The organism is Georgenia yuyongxinii (genome assembly GCF_006352065.1).
In the GTDB taxonomy this organism is placed as follows: domain Bacteria; phylum Actinomycetota; class Actinomycetes; order Actinomycetales; family Actinomycetaceae; genus Georgenia; species Georgenia yuyongxinii.
In genome coordinates this window covers 2,049,248-2,068,808 of the sequence record NZ_CP040915.1, presented here as the reverse complement: position 1 = coordinate 2,068,808, position 19,561 = coordinate 2,049,248, and the positions used below count along the sequence as shown (strand labels likewise).

The 19,561-nt window shown below is 72.2% G+C and carries 14 protein-coding genes; 4 read left to right on the top strand and 10 right to left on the bottom strand.

Translation table 11 applies throughout. The features are described 5' to 3' along the window. Nucleotides 1–240: 240 nt before the first annotated feature. Nucleotides 241–1,497, bottom strand: coding sequence for a DNA polymerase IV (gene dinB / locus FE374_RS09300; protein WP_139928467.1), 1,257 nt, complete (start codon nucleotides 1,495–1,497; stop codon nucleotides 241–243). Between the two features lie 135 nt (nucleotides 1,498–1,632). Here dinB and FE374_RS09295 point away from each other — a divergent pair, with 135 nt between their 5' ends. Then, nucleotides 1,633–1,830, top strand: coding sequence for a hypothetical protein (locus FE374_RS09295; RefSeq protein WP_139928464.1), 198 nt, complete (start codon nucleotides 1,633–1,635; stop codon nucleotides 1,828–1,830). Here FE374_RS09295 and FE374_RS09290 read toward each other — a convergent pair. The 3 genes from FE374_RS09290 to FE374_RS09280 form a co-directional block, all read right to left on the bottom strand. Further along, nucleotides 1,827–2,549: a hypothetical protein gene (locus tag FE374_RS09290; RefSeq protein WP_168205646.1), complete on the bottom strand. Its 723-nt coding sequence runs from the start codon at nucleotides 2,547–2,549 to the stop codon at nucleotides 1,827–1,829. The genes FE374_RS09295 and FE374_RS09290 overlap by 4 nt on opposite strands. A 229-nt stretch (nucleotides 2,550–2,778) precedes the next feature. Further along, a complete protein-coding gene (gene dnaG, locus FE374_RS09285) occupies nucleotides 2,779–4,923 on the bottom strand; it encodes a DNA primase (RefSeq protein ID WP_139928461.1) in 2,145 nt (714 codons plus the stop codon). A 114-nt stretch (nucleotides 4,924–5,037) separates the two neighbouring features. Continuing rightward, nucleotides 5,038–6,351 carry a deoxyguanosinetriphosphate triphosphohydrolase gene (locus tag FE374_RS09280; protein ID WP_230978531.1) on the bottom strand — a complete coding sequence of 438 codons (1,314 nt, stop codon included), beginning with the start codon at nucleotides 6,349–6,351 and terminating at the stop codon, nucleotides 5,038–5,040. A gap of 55 nt (nucleotides 6,352–6,406) precedes the next feature. Between FE374_RS09280 and FE374_RS09275 the strand changes: the two genes are divergently transcribed. Next, a complete protein-coding gene (locus tag FE374_RS09275) occupies nucleotides 6,407–7,648 on the top strand; it encodes a DUF3459 domain-containing protein (protein ID WP_139928459.1) in 1,242 nt (413 codons plus the stop codon). Nucleotides 7,649–7,678: 30 nt separating this feature from the next. Here FE374_RS09275 and FE374_RS09270 read toward each other — a convergent pair whose 3' ends face one another. The 4 genes from FE374_RS09270 to FE374_RS09255 all read right to left on the bottom strand — a co-directional run bounded on the left by FE374_RS09270 (nucleotide 7,679) and on the right by FE374_RS09255 (nucleotide 13,147). Beyond that, the gene (locus FE374_RS09270; RefSeq protein WP_139928457.1) at nucleotides 7,679–9,304 is read right to left on the bottom strand and encodes a glycoside hydrolase family 13 protein; all 1,626 of its coding nucleotides are present in this window, start codon (nucleotides 9,302–9,304) and stop codon (nucleotides 7,679–7,681) included. Next, nucleotides 9,301–10,179 carry a sugar ABC transporter permease gene (locus FE374_RS09265; protein WP_139928455.1) on the bottom strand — a complete coding sequence of 293 codons (879 nt, stop codon included), beginning with the start codon at nucleotides 10,177–10,179 and terminating at the stop codon, nucleotides 9,301–9,303. The genes FE374_RS09270 and FE374_RS09265 overlap by 4 nt, the downstream gene beginning before the upstream one ends. A 1-nt stretch (nucleotide 10,180) precedes the next feature. Continuing rightward, the gene (locus FE374_RS09260; protein WP_139928453.1) at nucleotides 10,181–11,782 is read right to left on the bottom strand and encodes an ABC transporter permease subunit; all 1,602 of its coding nucleotides are present in this window, start codon (nucleotides 11,780–11,782) and stop codon (nucleotides 10,181–10,183) included. A 111-nt stretch (nucleotides 11,783–11,893) separates the two neighbouring features. Beyond that, a complete protein-coding gene (locus FE374_RS09255; RefSeq protein WP_139928451.1) occupies nucleotides 11,894–13,147 on the bottom strand; it encodes a sugar ABC transporter substrate-binding protein in 1,254 nt (417 codons plus the stop codon). Between the two features lie 198 nt (nucleotides 13,148–13,345). Between FE374_RS09255 and FE374_RS09250 the strand changes: the two genes are divergently transcribed. Further along, a complete protein-coding gene (locus FE374_RS09250; RefSeq protein WP_139928449.1) occupies nucleotides 13,346–14,377 on the top strand; it encodes a LacI family DNA-binding transcriptional regulator in 1,032 nt (343 codons plus the stop codon). Nucleotides 14,378–14,591: 214 nt separating this feature from the next. Further along, nucleotides 14,592–16,391: a glycoside hydrolase family 13 protein gene (locus FE374_RS09245; RefSeq protein ID WP_139931500.1), complete on the top strand. Its 1,800-nt coding sequence runs from the start codon at nucleotides 14,592–14,594 to the stop codon at nucleotides 16,389–16,391. Nucleotides 16,392–16,440: 49 nt separating this feature from the next. Here FE374_RS09245 and dusB read toward each other — a convergent pair whose 3' ends face one another. Continuing rightward, nucleotides 16,441–17,706, bottom strand: coding sequence for a tRNA dihydrouridine synthase DusB (dusB, locus tag FE374_RS09240; protein ID WP_139928448.1), 1,266 nt, complete (start codon nucleotides 17,704–17,706; stop codon nucleotides 16,441–16,443). A gap of 304 nt (nucleotides 17,707–18,010) precedes the next feature. Continuing rightward, nucleotides 18,011–19,396 (bottom strand): glycine--tRNA ligase, encoded by a 1,386-nt coding sequence (locus tag FE374_RS09235; RefSeq protein WP_139928446.1) that lies wholly within the window; start codon nucleotides 19,394–19,396, stop codon nucleotides 18,011–18,013. Nucleotides 19,397–19,561 lie beyond the last annotated feature (165 nt).

The window sequence follows — 19,561 nt, the reverse complement described above, 5'->3', positions numbered from 1 at the left end:
GCGGCACCTGACCTGCGAGCTTGGAGACCTGACCCTCGACTGCTCGGCTACGGCTGCTCACCCGGTGATGTCTTCGTGGCATTCATCATCGGCCTGGAGCTCGTGGTCTCCCCGGTGTGCCCCGACCGACGGAGCGTGGTCGGCGACGGCACGGCCACGCTGCAACCTCTCCCCGCGAACGCGGCCTGAGCGCGACGGGCCGCTCGGTCGGACACACGAAGGCCCTGAGCGGGGTGTCGCTCACAGGTCACGCTCGGCCAGCTCCCGGAAGTCGTCGGGGACGCCGCCCGGGCCTCGCAGGGTGGCCGGAAGGTACCCGACGGCATCGCGTCCGAACCGGGCCCGTGCGGCGTCCATCGACCTGTCGAGGGCCCACCTGGCGGAGCCCTGGGCCGTGCCGGGCCGCCACGGATCCGGCGGCGGCAGCTCCAGCTCGAGCTGGACGCCGTGCTGCGGCGTCAGGTTGCTCACCGAGATGGCGAGCAGGCTGATCTCCGCCTCGTCGGGATGGTCACGGATGGCCTGCCAGGCGAGCTGCTCGGCGACCTCGGTCAGGGTCAGCGTCGCGGACACCGCTGCAGGGAGGGTGAGGGAGCGCGTCACGGACCGCATCCCGGGAAACCGCACGCGCACGGTGATCGTGCGCCCCGCCCGGTTCTTCGCCCGGAGCCGGCCCGCCACCCGTTCGGCCAGGTGGCCGAGCACCTCACGGACGAGCTCGGGCGTCGGGCGTCGACGGCCCATCGCCGACTGCGCACCGACCGAGCGTGCGCGAGCAGATGTCGCCACGCGCCGGGGGTCGTCGTTGAGGGCGAGGGCGTGCAGCGTGGTGCCGACGGCCGGACCGAGGAGGCGCTTCAGCATCCCGGTGGGCGACTCCGCGAGATCGCCGATCGTGCGGATGCCGCGGTCGGCCAGGCGTTGCTCCGTGACCGGTCCCACGCCCCAGATGAGGCCTACCGGCAACGGATCGAGGAACTCGCGCTCCCGCTCCGGGTCGACGACCACCAGCCCGTCCGGCTTGGCCACCTGGGAGGCGACCTTGGCCAGGTGCTTCGTCCGTGCCGCGCCGACCGAGATCGGCAGGCCCACCTCGGCTCGCACCCGTTCGCGCAGCGTCGCCCCGATGACGGCCGGCGGGCCGAACAGGTGGGTGGATCCCGAGACGTCGAGGAAGGCCTCGTCGATGGAGATCCGCTGCACGGCGGGTGTGACGTCGCCGAGGATGTGCATCACCTGATCCGCGAGCCGGGGGTACTCGTCGAAGTGCCCCCGGACAAAGATGAGGGCCGGGCAGAGCTGCGCCGCGCGCCATCCCGGCATCCCGCCCTGGACCCCAGTGGCCTTGGCCTCGTACGAGGCGGCGAGGACCACTCCCCCACGGGGCCCACCGCCCACGGCGACGGGGCGACCACGCAGCGCGGGGTCGAGCAGCTGCTCGACCGACGCGTAGAACGCGTCGAGATCGGCATGCAGGATCGTCGGCCCCGTAGACACGCCGGAAGCATATCGAACGCCTGTTCGATACGCCAGAGGCGCATGTGGCAGACGGGCGGCTCGGACGGACGCTGCCGGCCGACGTCGGGCGTGGCAACACGTGCATATCGCACACTCCGGGGCATACTTATTCGTATGACCTTTCACGCGGTGCGCTTCCCCGACGGAGCTCTCGGCGTGCTCGACCTCAGCGACGAGTGGCCCCGGGCCGCGCACGGGTGCGCCGGATGCGCGCGCACCGGGGCAAGCCTGCGTCACGTCGCCCAGGGAGCGGCCGTCGACGCCGCGGTGCTCCTGTGCGGGGACTGCGACCCGCTCAGGCCGACCAACTAGCTCGCGTCGAAGAACACAGGCCTGGTGTACTCAGCGGCGGTCCGGAGCACCCATGACCCGCCGTCGATCACCGCGCTCGGCACGATCTGGCACACCGTCCCGGTGACGCTGTCCTGGGCAGGGACCACGCCCAGAGCCAGCACGTCCCTCCCGGACCCGCACGTCGCCCCGGTGAGGGCGTTGTACTCGACGCCGTCCGACCCGAGATAGCCCACGATGAGGTCGAGGGCGGGGTCGGCGGCGCCGGCGGCGTTGTTCGTGAGGGAGACGGTGGCCATCACGAGCCGCTCGCCGTCGGCCAGCTCCCGGATCCGCGCGTTTGCCCCGCTCTCGGCCATGACCTGCGCGTCGCCGAGCGTCCGGCCGAACCGCACGGCCCATGAGCCGACGCGGGCCGACTCGCCGACGTCCACCGCGGCGGCACGACCCGACAGGGCGCCAGCGGGTGCCTCCCCGCCCGGCCTGCCCGTCAGCGGACCCGCGCCGGGTGCCATGACGTCGGCCCGAGGACCGGCACCCGGGCCGGCCACGGTCTCCGCGCTGCCGGTGTCGCCTCCCCCGGCGGGCCACACGGCGACGACCGAGAGGACCAGGGCCGCGGTGGCCAGCACGCACAGCACGGCGACGACGGCGGCCGGCGCGAGCCGCGCGGCGAGGGCGCGGAGCCGGCGCAGACGCGCCTGTCCCGGGACTCCGACGGCGATGCGGTGATCGGGCATCGACGGCGCGGCCGACCTGCGGACCACCTGCTCCCCCATCACAGTGCGCTCCGACGTTCGCGCCCGGCTCTGCGCCCGGCCGCTCGTCCACTGCTCCAACGATGGTCGTATCGGGCCCTGTGCGCACCCCCAATTCCCGGGGGCATCTGGTCACGGCTCGATCATGACGGCCGCCGCAGTCGTCCGGCGGCCGCTTGGGGGTCAGTCCGGGGCTCAGTAGCCGTTGCCGTCAGTCCCGGCTCAGCGCGCGTCGCCGGTTCTCGAGCGCCATGAGGTCGGCGAAGACCTGCTGGTAGGCGGAGTCGGCCGGGTCGGTGCGCTGCAGGCGGCCCTTGACGTCGGCGATCTGCCGCGTCAGCCCCATCCGGATCAGCGCCACGAGCACACCCTGGGCGTAGCCGGCGAGGGCATCGGGCCGGTCCTCGGGCAGGGGCGTGACGGCGAGCTCGGTGATGACGCCGGCGACCGGTCCGACGGCGTTCTCCCGCACCTGCTCGGCCCACCACGCGGCCGCGTGCCTGGCCGCGTCCCCGCCGGGCTGCACCGCCGCGTGGCGCTCGACCTCCTGGCCGTAGGCGAAGGTGCCGCCCGCCGCGCGGATGGCGTCGTGCACGCCCCGGTAGGCGGGCACCGTGAAGGTGTCGGGCGCGAGGTCGTCGAACCCGGCGCCCAGCGCGTGCTGGGGCAGCTGGAGCACCACCTCGAGCACCTGGCGCTCGAGACGGGCCACGGGATCCTCGCGTGGTGGCCGGTGGCCGCCCGGCATGGACCCGGGTGCGGCAGAGATGTCGCGGAAGCCGTCGCGGCCGTCGTCGTACCGGCGCCCGGAGTAGCCGCCGCCGTCGCGCGACGTCCGGGCGCCGCGGGCACCGCCCTCTCCGCGCGTGTCCCAGGACCGCCGGTCACCGGACCGGGAGTCCGATGCCGACCCGCGCCGGTTCCCGCCGCCGTTCCACCCGCCGGCGCCGCCCGGGGCGAGCACCGCGACGGGCATCTCCGGCCGGCCACCCGCACGCTGAGCACCCTGCACGGCCTGCCGCACCGACGGTTCATCCATGCCGAGCCACCCGGCGAGCTCGCGGGTGTACTCCCAGCGAAGCGCCTGGTCGCGGATGCCGGCGACCACCGGGGATGCGGCACGCAGCGCCGCGACCCGGCCCTCCGCCGTCGCCAGGTCGAGCTGACGCAGCACCGAGCGGATGGCGAAGGCGAACAGCGGCTCGCGGCCGGTCACCAGCTCGCGGACCGCCTCGTCGCCGCGCTGCAGGCGCAGGTCGCACGGGTCCATGCCGTCCGGGCCGACGGCGACGAACGTCTGCGAGGCGAACCGCTGGTCCTCCTCGAAGGCGCGCAGCGCGGCCTTCTGGCCCGCCGCGTCGCCGTCGAAGGTGAAGATCACCTCACCGCCGCGGGTCGCGCCGGAGGCGAGGATCACCCCGGCCGCGGCGTCGTCGGTGTCCCCGAGGAGGCGCCGGACGATCTTGACGTGGTCGGTGCCGAACGCCGTCCCGCAGGTGGCCACCGCGGTGCCCACCCCGGCCAGGTGGGCGGCCATGACGTCGGTGTACCCCTCGACGACGACGACCTTGCGTTCCTTGGCGATCGCGCGCTTGGCGAGGTCGAGGCCGTACAGCACGTGGGACTTCTTGTAGATCGGGGTCTCGGGGGTGTTGAGGTACTTCGGGCCCTGGTCGTCCTCGTACAGGCGCCGGGCGCCGAAGCCGACCGTCTCGGCGGTGATGTCCCGGATGGGCCAGACGAGACGCCCGCGGAAGCGGTCGTAGATCCCGCGGTTGCCCTGCGAGACGAGGCCCGACGCCGTCAGCTCGGCCTCGGTGAAGCCGCGCCCGCGCAGGTGGCGCATGAGGTGGTCCCAACCCTTGGGGGCATAGCCGACGCCGAAGGTCGCCGCGGCCTGGCGGTCGAACCCACGCTCGGCGAGGAAGCGCCGGCCCGTCTCGCCCTCGGGGCTGTCGAGCTGGGTGGCGTAGAACTCCTCGGCGACCCGGTGGGCCTCGATCAGGCGCTGACGGCGGCCGGGCTCCTCCCGGGGGCGGGAGGTGCCGCCGTCCTCGTAGCGCAGCTGGACGCCCACCTTGCTCGCCAGGTGCTCGACGGCCTCCGTGAAGGAGAGGTGGTCGATCTTCTGGACGAAGGAGATGACGTCGCCGCCCTCGTCGCAGCCGAAGCAGTGCCACAGACCCAGCTGCGGGCGCACGTGGAAGGACGCGGTGCGCTCGTCGTGGAACGGGCACAGGCCCTTCTGCGAGCCGACGCCGGCGGTCTTGAGGGTGACGTAGGTGCCGACGACCTCCTCGATGCGGGCCCGCTCGCGAACGGCGTCGATGTCCTCGCGTCGGATCAGGCCTGCCATGGCGTCAGTCTAGGTGCGCGGTGCGTCGTCCCCGTCGCCTTACGCACAAGCCGGTCCGAATGCCCGGTGACATCTCGCGGAGGAGATGACATCTCGCGGGCCTGGGGGCGGGGGTCAGAAGACCTCGGACAGCATGCCCCGCAGCCGCGCGTGCCACTGGTGCGCGGAGGTGTCGGTCAGGGAGGCGACCTGGTCCACCACCACCCGCAGCCGGGCGTCGTCGTCGGCCGCGGCGCGACGGTCGGCGACGAACGGCGCCTCGAGGTGCCGCTCCCCGGTCTCCAGGAGCACGTCGGCCAGGTCGAAGAGGATGGTCCGCTGCGACATGTACAGCGGCTCGGACTCCCGCGGTGCCATGACGTACAGCGCCGCGACACCCTTGAGCACCACGATCTCGGCGAGCGTGGCGGGCGGGACCACCAGGTCCGCGGCGTACCGCGTCAGCGGGCCGGTGCCGTACGCCTCCCGCGTGGCCGCCTCGGCCGCGCCGCAGAACCGGCCGATCAGCTGGCTCGTCATGTTCTTGATCCGCGCCAGGTCCTGCCGGGACCCGTCGAAGGCGGCCATCCAGATCGGCAGGGCGAGGAGCCGGTCGATGGCGGCGCCGAGCTCGTCGTCGGGCACGGGCGGGTCGTACCACTCGCGCACCTGCGCGACCACGCGGGCCTGCTCGGCGGGCAGCCGCACCCGAGCGAAGTCCACCCGCCCACCGACGATGGCGTCCTCGACGTCGTGGACGCTGTAGGCGATGTCGTCGGAGAGGTCCATCACCTGGGCCTCGAGGCAGCGCCGGCCGTCCGGCGCTCCCTCGCGCAGCCAGCCGAACACGGGAAGGTCGTCCTCGTAGACCCCGAACTTCGCGGTTGTGGTCCCGTCGGTACGCACCGGGCCCGCGCCGCGGCTCCAGGGGTACTTGGTGGAGGCGTCAAGGCTCGCGCGGGTGAGGTTGAGGCCCACGGCCTCGCCGTCGTCGGTGAAGGTCTTCGGCTCGAGGCGGGTGAGCAGGCGCAGCGTCTGGGCGTTGCCCTCGAACCCGCCGATCCCGGCGGCCACCTCGTCCAGCGCTCGTTCCCCGTTGTGCCCGAACGGTGGGTGGCCCAGGTCGTGGGACAGGCATGCGGTGTCGACGACGTCGGGGTCGCAGCCCAGCGCCTTGCCGAGCTCGCGGCCCACCTGGGCCACCTCGAGGGAGTGGGTGAGCCGGGTGCGCACGAAGTCGTCGCTGGAGGGCCCGAGCACCTGGGTCTTCGCGCCGAGGCGGCGCAGCGCGGAGGAGTGCAGCACGCGGGCCCGGTCGCGCTCGAAGGCGGTGCGGCGGGGATTCTTCGCCGGCTCGGACCACCACCGTTGGCGGTCGCGGTCGGTGTAGGCCTCGGCCCGGCCCGGCACGTCTGCCGCACGGGCGGCGGCGGAGAAGTCCTGGGGCACTGCTGGAGCCTACGTGAAGCGGGTCGCGGGACGGGACATGGTCCACAATGGCGAGGTGACGGACCCCGGCATGGCGACGACGGCGCAGCCCGCCTCCACCGGGCGCGCACGCCTCGGTGACGTCACCACCACCACCCTTGTGCACCGACGCACCGGCGGTGCCACGACGTGGTGGCAGCAGGCGGTGGTCTTCCAGGTGGCCGTGGCCACCGACGTCCCCGGTCTCGAGGCGCTGGCGCAGGAGATCTCCCACGTCGCGCGGCTGGGCGCCGACGCCATCCAGGTCCACTGCCCGGGCGTCGACCCGGCGGCCGAGCCCGCACGCACGGCCGTGGACACCCTCGTGCGCCGCGCCCATCAGCGCGGGGTCAAGGTGATCGTCACCGTCGTCGGCACCGACGCCCCCCACGGCACCGACCCCGCCTGGCACCTGGCGCGATGCGCCGCCTGGCTGGACCGCGGGGTGGACGGCATCGACCTGTCCGCCGCCGCCCCCCTGGAGGGCCCGGCCCCCCAGGGCTCCGCCCCCCTGCCGGCCACCGGCCGCCACGAGCACGCCGGCGTCGACCTCGGCGGGCTTCAGGCCCTCCTGGCCGAGCACGGCGAGGACACGGTGGCCACCGGCGCGGGCACCGCCGTCGCCCCCCGCGACCTCGCCGTCCACCTGCACGAGGACTGGCTGCACATCACCCGCGACGACCGGCTGGTGACCACCCCGTGGCAGGCTGCGGCGCTACGGACGGCGATCACCGACGCCTACGCGCTGCGAGACCCGGTCGGTGCCACGGCCGGGTGGACCCTGCTGGCGGCGCCGTCCGTCCGGACCGACGACTGGACCAGGACGGACAGCGACGCGTGGCGGCGTCGCCACGACGCCGCCACGCTGCTCATGCTCGCCCTGCCTGGCACTGCCTACGTGCCGCAGGGCGAGGCGGTCGGGCTGACGGCCGGTGACACGGCGGACGGCTCGGTGGCCGCCACGGTCCGTGCGGTGGCCGAGGCCGTGGCGCAGCAGAAGGGCCGCATCGGCACCGTGTTCGAGCGGTACCGCCAGGCCCTGCGGCTGCGTGCGGAGCTGCACCTGGGCACCGGCACGGTGGCGTGGGTGGACGCACCCGGGGAGGGGGCCCTGGCGTTCCTCAACCGCCGCCTGCTCGTGCTCGTCAACGTCGGGCCCGAGCCGGTGCTCGTCCCCGCCGGTCGGGAGATCCTGCACGCCAGCGACACCCTGTCGCCGCCGCTGGACGGCGACGTGGTGGTCCCGCCGGACACGACCGTGTGGATGTCGGCGTCCTGAGGACGCGCTGCTCAGCGCGACCGGCGCCGATCAGCGGACGCGGGGGCGCGTCCAGACCGCCGTGTCCGACGGCAGCTCACCGGGCAAAAGTGGCCCGCTCGCCAGGAGCACCTCGCCCTCCGGGAGCGGCACCGGTCCGCCGGCCATGTTGACGGTGCACCGGAGCTGTCCCTCCCGCTCGAACGCGACGGTACCGTCCGGTGCGTCAACCCAGCGCAGAGGCGCCTCACGGCCTGCGAGGACGGCCCTGCGAATCGTGAGCATGTCGCGATAGAGGCGCAGCACCGAGCCGGGCTCGGACTCCTGCCGGGCGACCGTCAGGTCCGCCCACGTCTCGGGCTGCGGCAGCCAGGGCGGCGCCGCCCCCGCGGGGCTGAAACCGTACGGCGGCGTCTCCCCGTCCCAGGGCAGCGGCACGCGGCACCCGTCCCGGCCGAGGTCCGCACCGCCGGTCTGGGCGAAGATGGGGTCCATACGGGCCGACGGCGGCAGGTCCTCGACCTCCGGCAGCCCGAGCTCGTCGCCCTGGTAGACGTACAGCACGCCCGGCACCGCCCCGACGAGCAGCGCGGCCGCTCGCGCCCGGGCGGTGCCCAGGCGCAGGTCGGTGGGCACGATGCGGCGCGGCGTCGAGATGTCGAACGCGGTGTCGGTGCGCCCGTACCGGGTGACCGGTCGCGTCACGTCGTGGTTGGACAGCACCCAGGTGGCGGGGGCGCCCACCAGGACGTGATGGCTCAGGGTCCTGGCGATCGAGGCGCGCACCGCGGCTGCGTCCCACGGCTGGGTCATCAGGTCGAAGTTGAACGCGGTGTGCATCTCGTCCGGGCGCAGGTATGCGGCGAGCCGGGCTCCGTCGTCGAGCCAGACCTCGCCCACGAGGATGCGGTCTGCCCCGGCGGCGTCGGCCACGGCACGCCAGCCGCGATACACGTCGTGCACGTCGTCGCGGTCGATGTAGGGATGCTCACCCGGGCCGGGGTGTGCCGGCACCGGTGCCAGCGCGGGGTCCTTGGAGATCATCGTCGCCGAGTCGACCCGGATGCCCGCCACGCCCCGGTCGAACCAGAACCGCAGGACGTCCTCGAACTCGGCGCGCACCTGCGGGTTGCGCCAGTTCAGGTCCACCTGGGCCGGCGCGAAGAGGTGGAGGTACCACTCCCCAGGTGTGCCGTCCGGTTCGGTGACGCGCGTCCACGCCGGCCCCCCGAACACGGACGCCCAGTCGTTGGGAGGGGCGTCGCCGCGCGTTCCGCGGCCGGCGCGGAAGATGAACCGGTCCCGTTCGGCGCTTTCGGGCCCGGCGGCGACGGCAGCCGCGAACCACGGGTGGGTGGCGGCGAGGTGGTTGGGCACGACGTCGACGATGGTCCGTAGGCCGAGCGCGCGGGCCTCGGCGATCAGCGCCTCCGCCTCCGCGAGGGTGCCGAAGACCGGGTCGATGGCTCGATAGTCGGCCACGTCGTAGCCGCCGTCGGCACCCGCGGAGGGGTACCAGGGCGTGAACCAGACGGCGTCGGCACCCAGCGCGCGCACGTACGGCAGGTGTGCCCGGATGCCGGCGAGGTCACCGACGCCGTCGCCGTCGCCGTCGGCGAAGCTGCGCGGGTAGATCTGGTAGACGACGGCGTCGCGCCACCACGGCTGGGCCGTCATCCCTTCACGGATCCTGCGGTCAGGCCCGAGACGATGTAGCGCTGCAGGAAGAGGAAGAGCACGAGGATGGGGATGGCGGCGATCACAGCCCCTGCGGCGAAGAGGCCCCAGGGGGCGTTGCGCTCGTCCGAAGCCCATTGGTAGAGCCCGACAGCGAGGGTGAACCGGTCGTTGGTCTGCAGGACGGTCCGGGCGATGAGGAACTCGCCGTAGGAGCTGATGAACGACAGCAGGCCCACCACGGCGAGGATCGGTGCGACCAGGCGCAGGATGATCGTGAAGAAGATCTGCGCGTGGCTGGCGCCGTCGAGCTTCGCCGCCTCGTCGAGCTCCTTGGGCACCGTGTTGAAGAAGCCGTACATGAGGAAGGTGTTCACCCCGAGCGCGCCGCCGAGGTACACGGCGATCAGACCCAGCTGGCTGTTGAGGCCGAGCACGGGGAAGACGTCACCGAGGCTCAGCAGCAGCAGGAAGATCGCGACGAAGGCGAGCATCTGGGGGAACATCTGGACGAGCAGCAGTGCGGTGAGCGAGCCGTGCCGCCCCGCAAACCGGAACCGGGAGAAGGCGTAGGCGGCGGCGGCGCCCATGACGACCGTGCCCACCGCGGTGGCACCGGCCACCACCAGCGAGTTCAGCGCCCACTGCCAGAACCCACGTTCGGCCAGAGCGGCGTAGTTCTCCGCGGCCACCACGCGGAAGAGCTTGTTGGAGCCGGTGAGGCTGCCCTGCGGGTTCAGCGAGGCCGAGAGCACGTAGAGGATCGGGACCACGCAGTAGACGACGGCGACGACGCCGACGACGTGGCGCCAACCGATCTCCCGCCACCAGCGGGCCCGGCGGAGCCGGGTCTGCGCGTGCGCGTTCGTGGCCATCTCAGATCTCCTCGAGCTTGCGGGTCTGACGGAAGCCGAGCCAGGCGACGAGCCCGACGATGATGAAGATGACGATGGACATGGCGGAGGCGAGCCCGTAGTCGCGCTGGCCGCCCTCGAACGCGGTGGAGTACACCATGGTGATGAGGATGTCGGTGGCGCCCAGCGGGATCGGTGCGTCGGGGAAGTTGGGCCCGCCGCCGGTGAGCATGTAGATGAGGTTGAAGTTGTTGAAGTTGAAGGCGAAGGACGCGATCAGCAGCGGCGCGGTGGACACGAGCAGCAGCGGCAGCGTGATGGAGCGGAAGATCCGCAGCCGGCCGGCGCCGTCCATCCGGGCCGACTCGATGACGTCGCCGGGGATCGACTGCAGCGCACCGGTACAGATGAGGAACATGTAGGGGAAACCGATCCAGAGGTTGACGCCGATCACGGAGAGCTTGGCGAGCCACGGGTCGTTCAGCCACGGGATCGACGCACCGCCGAGGATGACCTCGTTGAGAAAGCCGAACCGTTCGTTGAGCATGCCGCGCCACACCAGGGTGCCCAGGAAGCCTGGGATCGCGTACGGCAGTATGAGCGCGACTCGGTAAAGCCGCCGCCCACGTACCCGCGGGTCGTTGAAGACCATCGCGAGGAACAGTCCCAGTGCGAAGGTGGTGAGGACCGACAGTGCAGCGAAGGCGAAGGTCCACGCGAGGACCTGGAAGAACGGCCCCGAGACCCGGCTGCTGGTGAACATCTCGACGTAGTTGTCCAGGCCCACGGGCACCCGCCAGCCCGGGGTGAGCGCGCGCCCGTCCTCGGCCACGAAGGAGCCGGAGTCGCTGGGGCGGTACAGGGTGCCGTCGTCGGTGTTGGTCATCGTGTCGGCCGCAGCGTCGTAGGTGTAGAAGCTGCGCGAGATAAACCCGCTCGAGCCGTTCTGCGTGCGCACGGCGCCGTCGTTGGGGTCCTCCGTCAGCGGCACCCGCAGCCCGGTGACCTCCTGCTGGATCCTCGCGACCTCGCCGAAGGGCAGCACCTCCCAGCCAGGCACAGCGGTGATGCGGTCGCCCTCGACCACGGCGTCGTCCACGACGGCGAGGGGCTCCTCGGCCGACCCGACCGCGACGTCGCCGTCCTGCTGCACGACGGCGAACCCGAGGGTCTCCCCTTCGCGAACCACGGCCAGGGGCACCGTCGGGGATCCTTCGACCCGCCGGTCGTTCTGCAGGAGGATCGCGGTGATCGCGTCCTCCTTGGTGGAGTTGTGCCCGTCGCCGTAGTTCGTGAACGAGACGTACCCGGTGTAGGCCATCACGAACAGCTGGTAGATCAGCAGGAAGAACAGTCCCGGGACCAGGTACTTCGCCGGCACCATGCGACGGGAGAAGTAGACCCAGTTCACCGCGATGAGCGCCACCGCGAGGACCGCGACGATCCCCCAGTGGGACACGGCCGAGGCGGCGAAGATCCCGTAGACGCCCAGCGCGTCGACGAGGCCGACAGCAGCGAGCTTGGCCAGGAACCCGGGCCCGTACCGGCGTGCGTGCGAGTCGGTACGCGGGAGGTCGGTGGCGGTTCGGCGCAGTCTCTCCGCGGTGCGCGGCGCAGGTGTCACGTCTGTTCCTTCGTCGGCGATGACGTCGTCGCCCCGGGCTCCGGGGCGGGTATGACGCCGGGTGACGGCGCGGCCGGGAGCCGCGCCGTCACCCGGTCGAACCAGGTTGGATCAGCTGCCGGAGATGGCGGTCGAGACGTTGTCCACCATGGTGGTCCAGCGGTCGGCCGGCGCGGCGGCACCCTTGATGAGGTCGGCCTCGGCGGCGCCCCAGAACTCCCACACCGCGGACATCTGCGGAATCGCAGGCATCGGGGCACCGGTGGCACCCGCGGCGTTGAAGCCCTGCAGGATCGGGTCCTCCAGGCTCTCGGCGGCCTCGGTCATCGCCGGCACACGCCCGCCGAGCTCGAAGAGCTGCGTCTGCACCTCGGGGGTCGCGATGAAGTTCACGAGGAACTCGTTCACGAGCAGCGCGTTCTCCGAGTCGATGTTCGGGAAGAAGGCCTGGACGCCCACGAACGGCTGCGCCTCCTGGCCACCGGCGCTGGGCACGGGCAGCACGCTGATGTCCATGCCCGCCTCGGTGAAGGCGGTGGTGTTCCACGGCCCGGTGACGATGTACGGGGACTCGCCGTCGAGGAACGCCTGCTTGGCGATGTCGGCGCTGATGTTCACGTCCAGCACCCCGGCGGCGCCCTGTGCGGCGAGGAACTCGGCGAACGCCTGGCCGGCGTCGTCACCCATGGCGAGGTCGGCGGTGTAGGAGCCGTCCTCGGTGCTCGCGAACACCGGCGCCCCGAACGACGTCTGCAGCGGGTACAGGTGGTAGGGGTCGGAGGCCACGGGGTCCTGCTGGATGAGGACCGGGTACTTCGCGCCGGTCTCCTGCGCGGCCGCGACCATCGCGTCCCAGGTGTCCGGGGTCTCGGTGAGCATCGCGTTGTTGCGCACGAGCGCGATGTTCTCGATGGCGTACGGGACGCCGTACACCTGGCCGTCGTACGTCACGCCGTTGAGGGCGGACTGGGAGAACTGGTCGGCCTTCTCACCGAGCTCGACCGTGCCGACGACGCCGTTGGTGACCCAGCCGCCGAGCCCGTCGTGGGCGACGACGATGATGTCCGGGCCCTCGCCGGTCGGGACGGTGTTGATGAAGTCGTCACCGATGTCGGCGGAGGCCTTCTGGACCACGTCGATGCCGATGTCGGTCTGCTCGGTGAACTGGGAACCGATCTCCTTGACGAGATCGATACGCGTCTCGTCGGCCCAGATCGTCAGGGTGCCGGAGAGCTCACCATCCTCCGTCGTCTCCTCGGCGGCCGGCTCGGGGGTCTCGTCGTTCGTGGTGTCACCGCCGCCGCAGGCGGCCAGGGCCAGCGTCGCTCCGACCGCCGCGGCCACAAGGGTGATGCTCCGTCGCATCTTTCAGCTCCTGTAAGTGTGTGTCGTCTGTTTCAAGCCGGTTTCAGTCCTGTCTACAATTCCCAGGAGCCCTTCCGGATACCAATGACGGTATCCATGTGCTGGCTTTCTTGCAACCTCTTGCAGTAACTTTCAGGCATCAGATACAGAGTCGCTGCGCGCACCGCGCATCGCGTGACAGATTGGTCAGGACCAGCCATGCAAGGGCGCACCAGGCTGACAGACGTCGCCGACCAGGCCGGCGTCAGCACAGCAACCGTCTCCCGCGTGCTCAACGGCAAACCGGGCGTGGCGGGCGAGACCCGTAGAGCCGTGCTCGCGGCCCTGGATCTGCTCGGGTACGAGCGACCGGAGAAGCTGCGCGCTCGGTCCGCGGGCCTCGTCGGCCTGATCGTGCCCGAGCTCTCCAACCCGGTGTTCCCCGCGTTCGCGCAGGCCATCGAGTCGATGCTGGCCACGATCGGGTTCACTCCGCTGCTGTGCACCCAGTCACCCGGCGGGACCACCGAGGACGACTACGTCGAGATGCTGCTCGACCACGACGTCGACGGCATCGTCTTCGTCTCCGGGTTGCACGCGGACTCCCAGGCGGACCCGTCCCGATACCTGCGCCTGCGCGAGCGCGGCGTACCGTTCGTGCTCCTCAACGGGCACAACCCCGCCATCGACGCGCCGTCATTCTCCGCCGACGACCGCGGGAGCATGGACCTGGCGGTACGTCACCTCGCCTCGCAGGGCCACCGCACCATCGGCCTGGCCCTCGGGCCCGACCGGTTCGTGCCGGCGCACCGCAAGCGCGAGGGGTTCCTCGAAGCCATGCACACCTACCTGGACGTGACCGACCCGCCGGTCGTCACCACGCTGTTCACCGTGGAGGGGGGCCTGAGCGCCGGGTCGTTGCTGCTCGATGCCGGGTGCACCGCCGTCATCTGCGGATCCGACCTCATGGCGCTGGGCGCGGTCCGGGCGGCCCGATCCCGTGGCCTGAAGGTGCCCAACGACCTGTCCGTGGTCGGCTACGACGACTCCGCGCTCATCCCCTACACCGACCCGCCGCTGACGACCATCCGCCAGCCGGTCGCGGCGATGTGCCAGGCCGCGGTGACCACGCTCGCCGCGGAGATCGGCGGCTCCACGGTGCCCCGCACCGAGCTGCTCTTCGTGCCCGAGCTCATCGTGCGCGGTTCCACCGGAGCGGCGCCCGGCTCGGCGAACGGCTTGATGATCTGACGGCGGGCGGGCGGCAGCACGCACCCTGCGGTGGCCCGAGGCCCACCGGCGATGCGAGGGTGGGAGCTGCCCCTCAGCCGGCACGACCGGTCGGCCCGCTCACCGGACACGGCGACGCGGCGAGCGAGCCGGCCCTGAGCACGCAACAACGACCCGCGCGCATGCGCGCATACCACCGCGACCAACCCGACGGAGCATCCTGACCGTGAAGACCTTGCGCCCGAGCACCGACCTGACCGTCCACACCCCCGAGCCCCACCGGGACGAGGAGTGGTGGCGCCATGCGGTGATCTACCAGGTCTATCCCCGCTCGTTCGCCGACGCCGACGGCGACGGCCTGGGTGACCTCCCCGGCATCACCGGGCGCCTGGACCACCTCGCCACACTCGGCGTCGACGCCGTCTGGCTCTCGCCGTTCTACCGGTCCCCACAGGCTGACGGCGGCTACGACGTCGCGGACTACCGCGACATCGACCCGATCTTCGGCACCCTCGCCGACGCCGACGCCCTCCTGGCCCGTGCCCACGAGCTCGGCCTGCGGGTGATCGTCGACCTCGTGCCCAACCACACCTCCGACCAGCATGCGTGGTTCCAGGCGGCGCTCGAGGCGGGCCCGGGCAGCCGGGAACGCGCCCGGTACATCTTCCGGGAGGGGCAGGGCGAGACTGGCGAGGAGGCCCCGAACAACTGGGAGTCGGTGTTCGGCGGGGCCGCCTGGACCCGGGTGCGGGACCGGGTCGACGCCGTCGGGTCGTCCTGGGCCAACGACGCCCAGTGGTACCTGCACCTGTTCGACTCCTCCCAGCCCGACCTCAACTGGGACAACCCCGAGGTCCGCGCGGAGTTCGAGGACGTGCTGCGGTTCTGGCTGGACCGCGGCGTCGACGGCTTCCGGGTGGACGTCGCCCACGGCCTGGTCAAGGCCCCGGGCATGCCCGACTGGAGCGGCCACGTCACCATGGTGGAGGGCGCCGAGGACGCCGAGGACACCAGCGACGAGCCGCCCGTGTCCCGAACGTCCGAGGAGCACCACGCCCGGCCGCCGATGTACGACCAGGACGGCGTCCACGAGGTCTACCGCGCCTGGCGGCGCGTGCTCGACGCCTATCCCGGTGAGCGCATCCTCGTCGCCGAGGCCTGGGTCGACCCGGTCGAGCGCCTCTCCCGCTACGTCCGCCCCGACGAGATGCACCAGGCGTTCAACTTCGGCTACCTCGTCTCCCGCTGGGACGCACCGGCGCTTCGCGACGTGATCACCGCCTCGCTGCGCGCCAACGACGACGTCGGTGCGCCGACGACGTGGGTGCTCTCCAACCACGACGTCGTGCGGCACGCGTCCCGGCTGGGGCTCGAGCGGACCGGCAAGGGACCCAACGGCATCGGGCCGGAGGACCCCCAGCCCGACGCCGCACTCGGCCTGCGACGCGCCGGCGCCGCCACGCTGCTGATGCTCGCCCTGCCCGGCTCCGCGTACGTCTACCAGGGCGAGGAGCTCGGCCTGCCCGAGCACACCGCGCTGCCCGACGCCGTCCGGCAGGACCCCGCGTTCTTCCGTACGAACGGCGACGAGAAGGGCCGCGACGGCTGCCGGGTGCCGCTGCCCTGGGAGGCGGACGCCCCGGGCTTCGGCTTCTCGCCCACCGGGACCACCTGGCTTCCCCAGCCCGCGGCGTGGGCAGCACTCGCGGTGGACGCCCAGACCGGCCGCGCCGGCTCCACCCTCGAGCTGTACCGCACCGCCCTGCGGCTGCGCCGCGAGCTCGGCCTCGGTGTCGGCGGTCTCGCCCTCGCGGAGGAGCACCGGGACAGTGACACGGTGGTCGGCCTCATCAACACCGCCTTGCCCGAGGAGGCTCGGGCGGCGGTGCTCGTCGTCGCGAACCTCGGCGCCACCCCGCTCATGCTGCCGGAAGGCACCGAGGTGCTGCTGGCGAGCGGGGAGCTCTTGCACGACGACGGCCGCGTCACCCTGCCCGCGGACACCACCGTCTGGCTCGTGCGCCGCACCGGATAGCGAGCGGTGACTGCTTGACCCACCCGCCCGAGTCCGCCCGATCGGCCGGTCAGCCGCCCGAGACCGACAGCTCGGCGTGCGCGAGCATGGCGAGGAGCTCCTCGTCCATGTCGCGGCTGCCCAGCCACCCGTCGGGCAGGTGCGGCTGCTTGGGGCTGCCGGCCCTCCCCCGCGGACCCTCCGCCGCGGCGCCCGGGTACGGCTGGTCGAGATCGAGGGCGGCGAGGCGCTCGTCCAGGTCGTCGAGCGACGAGACCATCCCGAGGTCGTGCCGGGCCTCCCCGCCGACCACGTATCCCTTGAGGTACCAGGCCATGTGCTTGCGCATCTCGCGCAGCGCCCGGCCCTCCTCGCCGAAGTGCTCCACCATGAGCTCCGCGTGCCGGCGGATGACGGCGGCGACCTCGCGCAGGCCGGGGGTGACGCGTACCGCAGACCCGTGCGCGGCGGCCACGAGGTCGGTGAAGAGCCAGGGACGCCCCTGGCAGCCGCGGCCGACCACGACGCCGTCGCAGCCGGTCTGGGTCACCATCGCCTCGGCGTCCTCGGCGGACCAGATGTCACCGTTGCCGAGCACAGGGATGGTGGTGACGGTCTCCTTGAGACGCGCGATGGTGTCCCACTGCGCCTGGCCGGCGTAGTGCTGCGCCGCGGTCCGCGCGTGCAGGGCGACGGCGGCGACGCCCGCCCGTTCAGCAAGCCGGCCGGCGTCGAGGTAGGTGAGATGGTCGGGGTCGATGCCCATCCGCATCTTCACGGTCACGGGCACCTCGTGGTCCCGGCCGGCCGAGGCCTCCCGGGCCGCCGCCACGGCGTGGGTGACGATGGCGTCGAAGAGGTCCCGCTTCCACGGCAGCGCCGCCCCGCCGCCCTTGCGGGTGACCTTGGGCACCGGGCAGCCGAAGTTGAGGTCGACGTGGTCGGCGCGGTCCTCGGCGACGAGGATGCGCACGGCGGCGGCGATGGTCGCCGGGTCGACGCCGTAGAGCTGGACGGAGCGCACCGGCTCCTGGGGGTCCGGGGTGATCATCCGCATCGTCTCGGGCGTGCGCTCCACGAGCGCCCGCGAGGTGATCATCTCGGTGACGTACAGGCCGGCCGGTGCGTAGGTGCCCCGGCGGTCCGCCGTCACCGTCGCTGCACCGGCTGGTCCGGCGAGCTCCGCCGTCGTGCCGTCGGCCGCCGCGCCCGCTGCCAGGCCGGCGACGCCCGCCTCACGGCACAGCCGACGGAACGGCGGGTTCGTCACACCCGCCATCGGGGCGAGGACGATCGGGCTCCCGAGGCGGATGTCGCCGATCTGCAGGTCAGTCACCCGGACATTCTCCCCGAGACGTGCAGGTCACCCAACCCGTGGGCGTTGTGACCTGCCACGCGGGCGCCTCCTGGCAGCCACACCGGCCGTCAGCCCTGGCAGCCCCCCGGCAAGTCGAGATCGGCGACAGAGCGTCGGGCAGACGGCTCGTTGCCGGATCCAGGTGTGTGCGCCTCGCGTGGCGTCGACGGCAGCCGGATCGCGCCGGGACCACGGGCCTCCGGGCTGCGGCGACGGAACGGGCAACATTCGAGTACGTGCCCGTTCCATCGCCGCTCGGTGCGGCCCGTGGTCGGACGAGGCCTCAGCAGCCGGGCAGGCGCTCGGCGAGGTAGGTCCGCACCTTGTCCAGGGAGATCCGCTCCTGGGTCATGGAGTCGCGCTCGCGCACCGTGACGGCCTGGTCCTCGAGCGAGTCGAAGTCGACCGTGATGCAGAAGGGCGTGCCCACCTCGTCCTGGCGCCGGTAGCGCCGGCCGACCGCACCGGCGTCGTCGAAGTCGACGTTCCAGTAGCCCCGCAGCTCCGTGGCGAGGTCACGGGCGACGGGCGAGAGCTGCTCGTTGCGCGACAGCGGCAGGACGGCGGCCTTGACGGGCGCCAGCCGCGAGTCCAGGCGCAGCACGGTGCGCTTGTCGACGCCGCCCTTGGTGTTCGGAGCCTCGTCCTCGGTGTAGGCGTCCACGAGGAACGCCATGAGCGAGCGGGTCAGGCCCGCGGCCGGCTCGATGACGTAGGGCACCCAGCGCTCGTTCTTGGCCTGGTCGAAGTAGCTGAGGTCCTGACCGGAGTGCTCCGAGTGTGTGGTGAGGTCGAAGTCCGTGCGGTTGGCGACGCCCTCGAGCTCGCCCCACTCGCTGCCCTGGAAGCCGAAGCGGTACTCGATGTCCACGGTGCGCTTGGAGTAGTGCGAGAGCTTCTCCTGCGGGTGCTCGTAGTGGCGCAGGTTGTCCCGGGCGATGCCCAGGTCGGTGTACCAGTCCGTGCGCGCGTCGATCCAGTACTGGTGCCACTCGACGTCCGTGCCGGGCTCGACGAAGAACTCCATCTCCATCTGCTCGAACTCACGGGTGCGGAAGATGAAGTTGCCCGGCGTGATCTCGTTGCGGAAGGACTTGCCGATCTGGCCGATGCCGAACGGCGGCTTTCTGCGCGCCGAGGTCATGACGTTGGCGAAGTTGACGAAGATGCCCTGTGCCGTCTCGGGCCGCAGGTAGTGCAGGCCGGAGTCGTCCTCGACCGGGCCGAGGTGGGTCTTGAGCATCATGTTGAAGTCGCGGGGCTCGGTCCACTGACCGCGGTTGCCGCAGTTGGGGCAGGCGATGTCCGCCAGGCCGTTCGCCGGCGCGTGCCCCTTCTTCTCCTCGAACTCCTCCTCCATCTGGTCCGCGCGGAAGCGCTTGTGGCAGCTCAGGCACTCGGTCAGCGGGTCGGTGAAGACCCCGACGTGGCCCGAGGCCACCCAGACCTGGCGCGGGAGGATCACGGAGGAGTCCAGCCCGACGACGTCGTCGCGCGAGGTGACCATGTTGCGCCACCACTGCCGCTTGATGTTCTCCTTGAGCTCGACGCCGAGCGGCCCGTAGTCCCAGGCGGATCGGGTCCCGCCGTAGATCTCCCCCGAGGGGTAGACGAAGCCCCGCCGCTTGGCGAGGTTGATGACGTTGTCCAGGCGCGAGGGTGCGGCCACGTGTGATCACTCCGGTTCTCAAAGAACCCGCACCTGGCGGGTGCAGGCGGAAGGGGCGGGCCCGTGCCCGGCTGGCACGGGTGCGCCGGCGGGTGGCTCGGGCCGTTCCCGCACGTGCGGCCTCCAACCTACCGGTGTGCGCGGCCAGGGTGCCGCCGCGGCCGC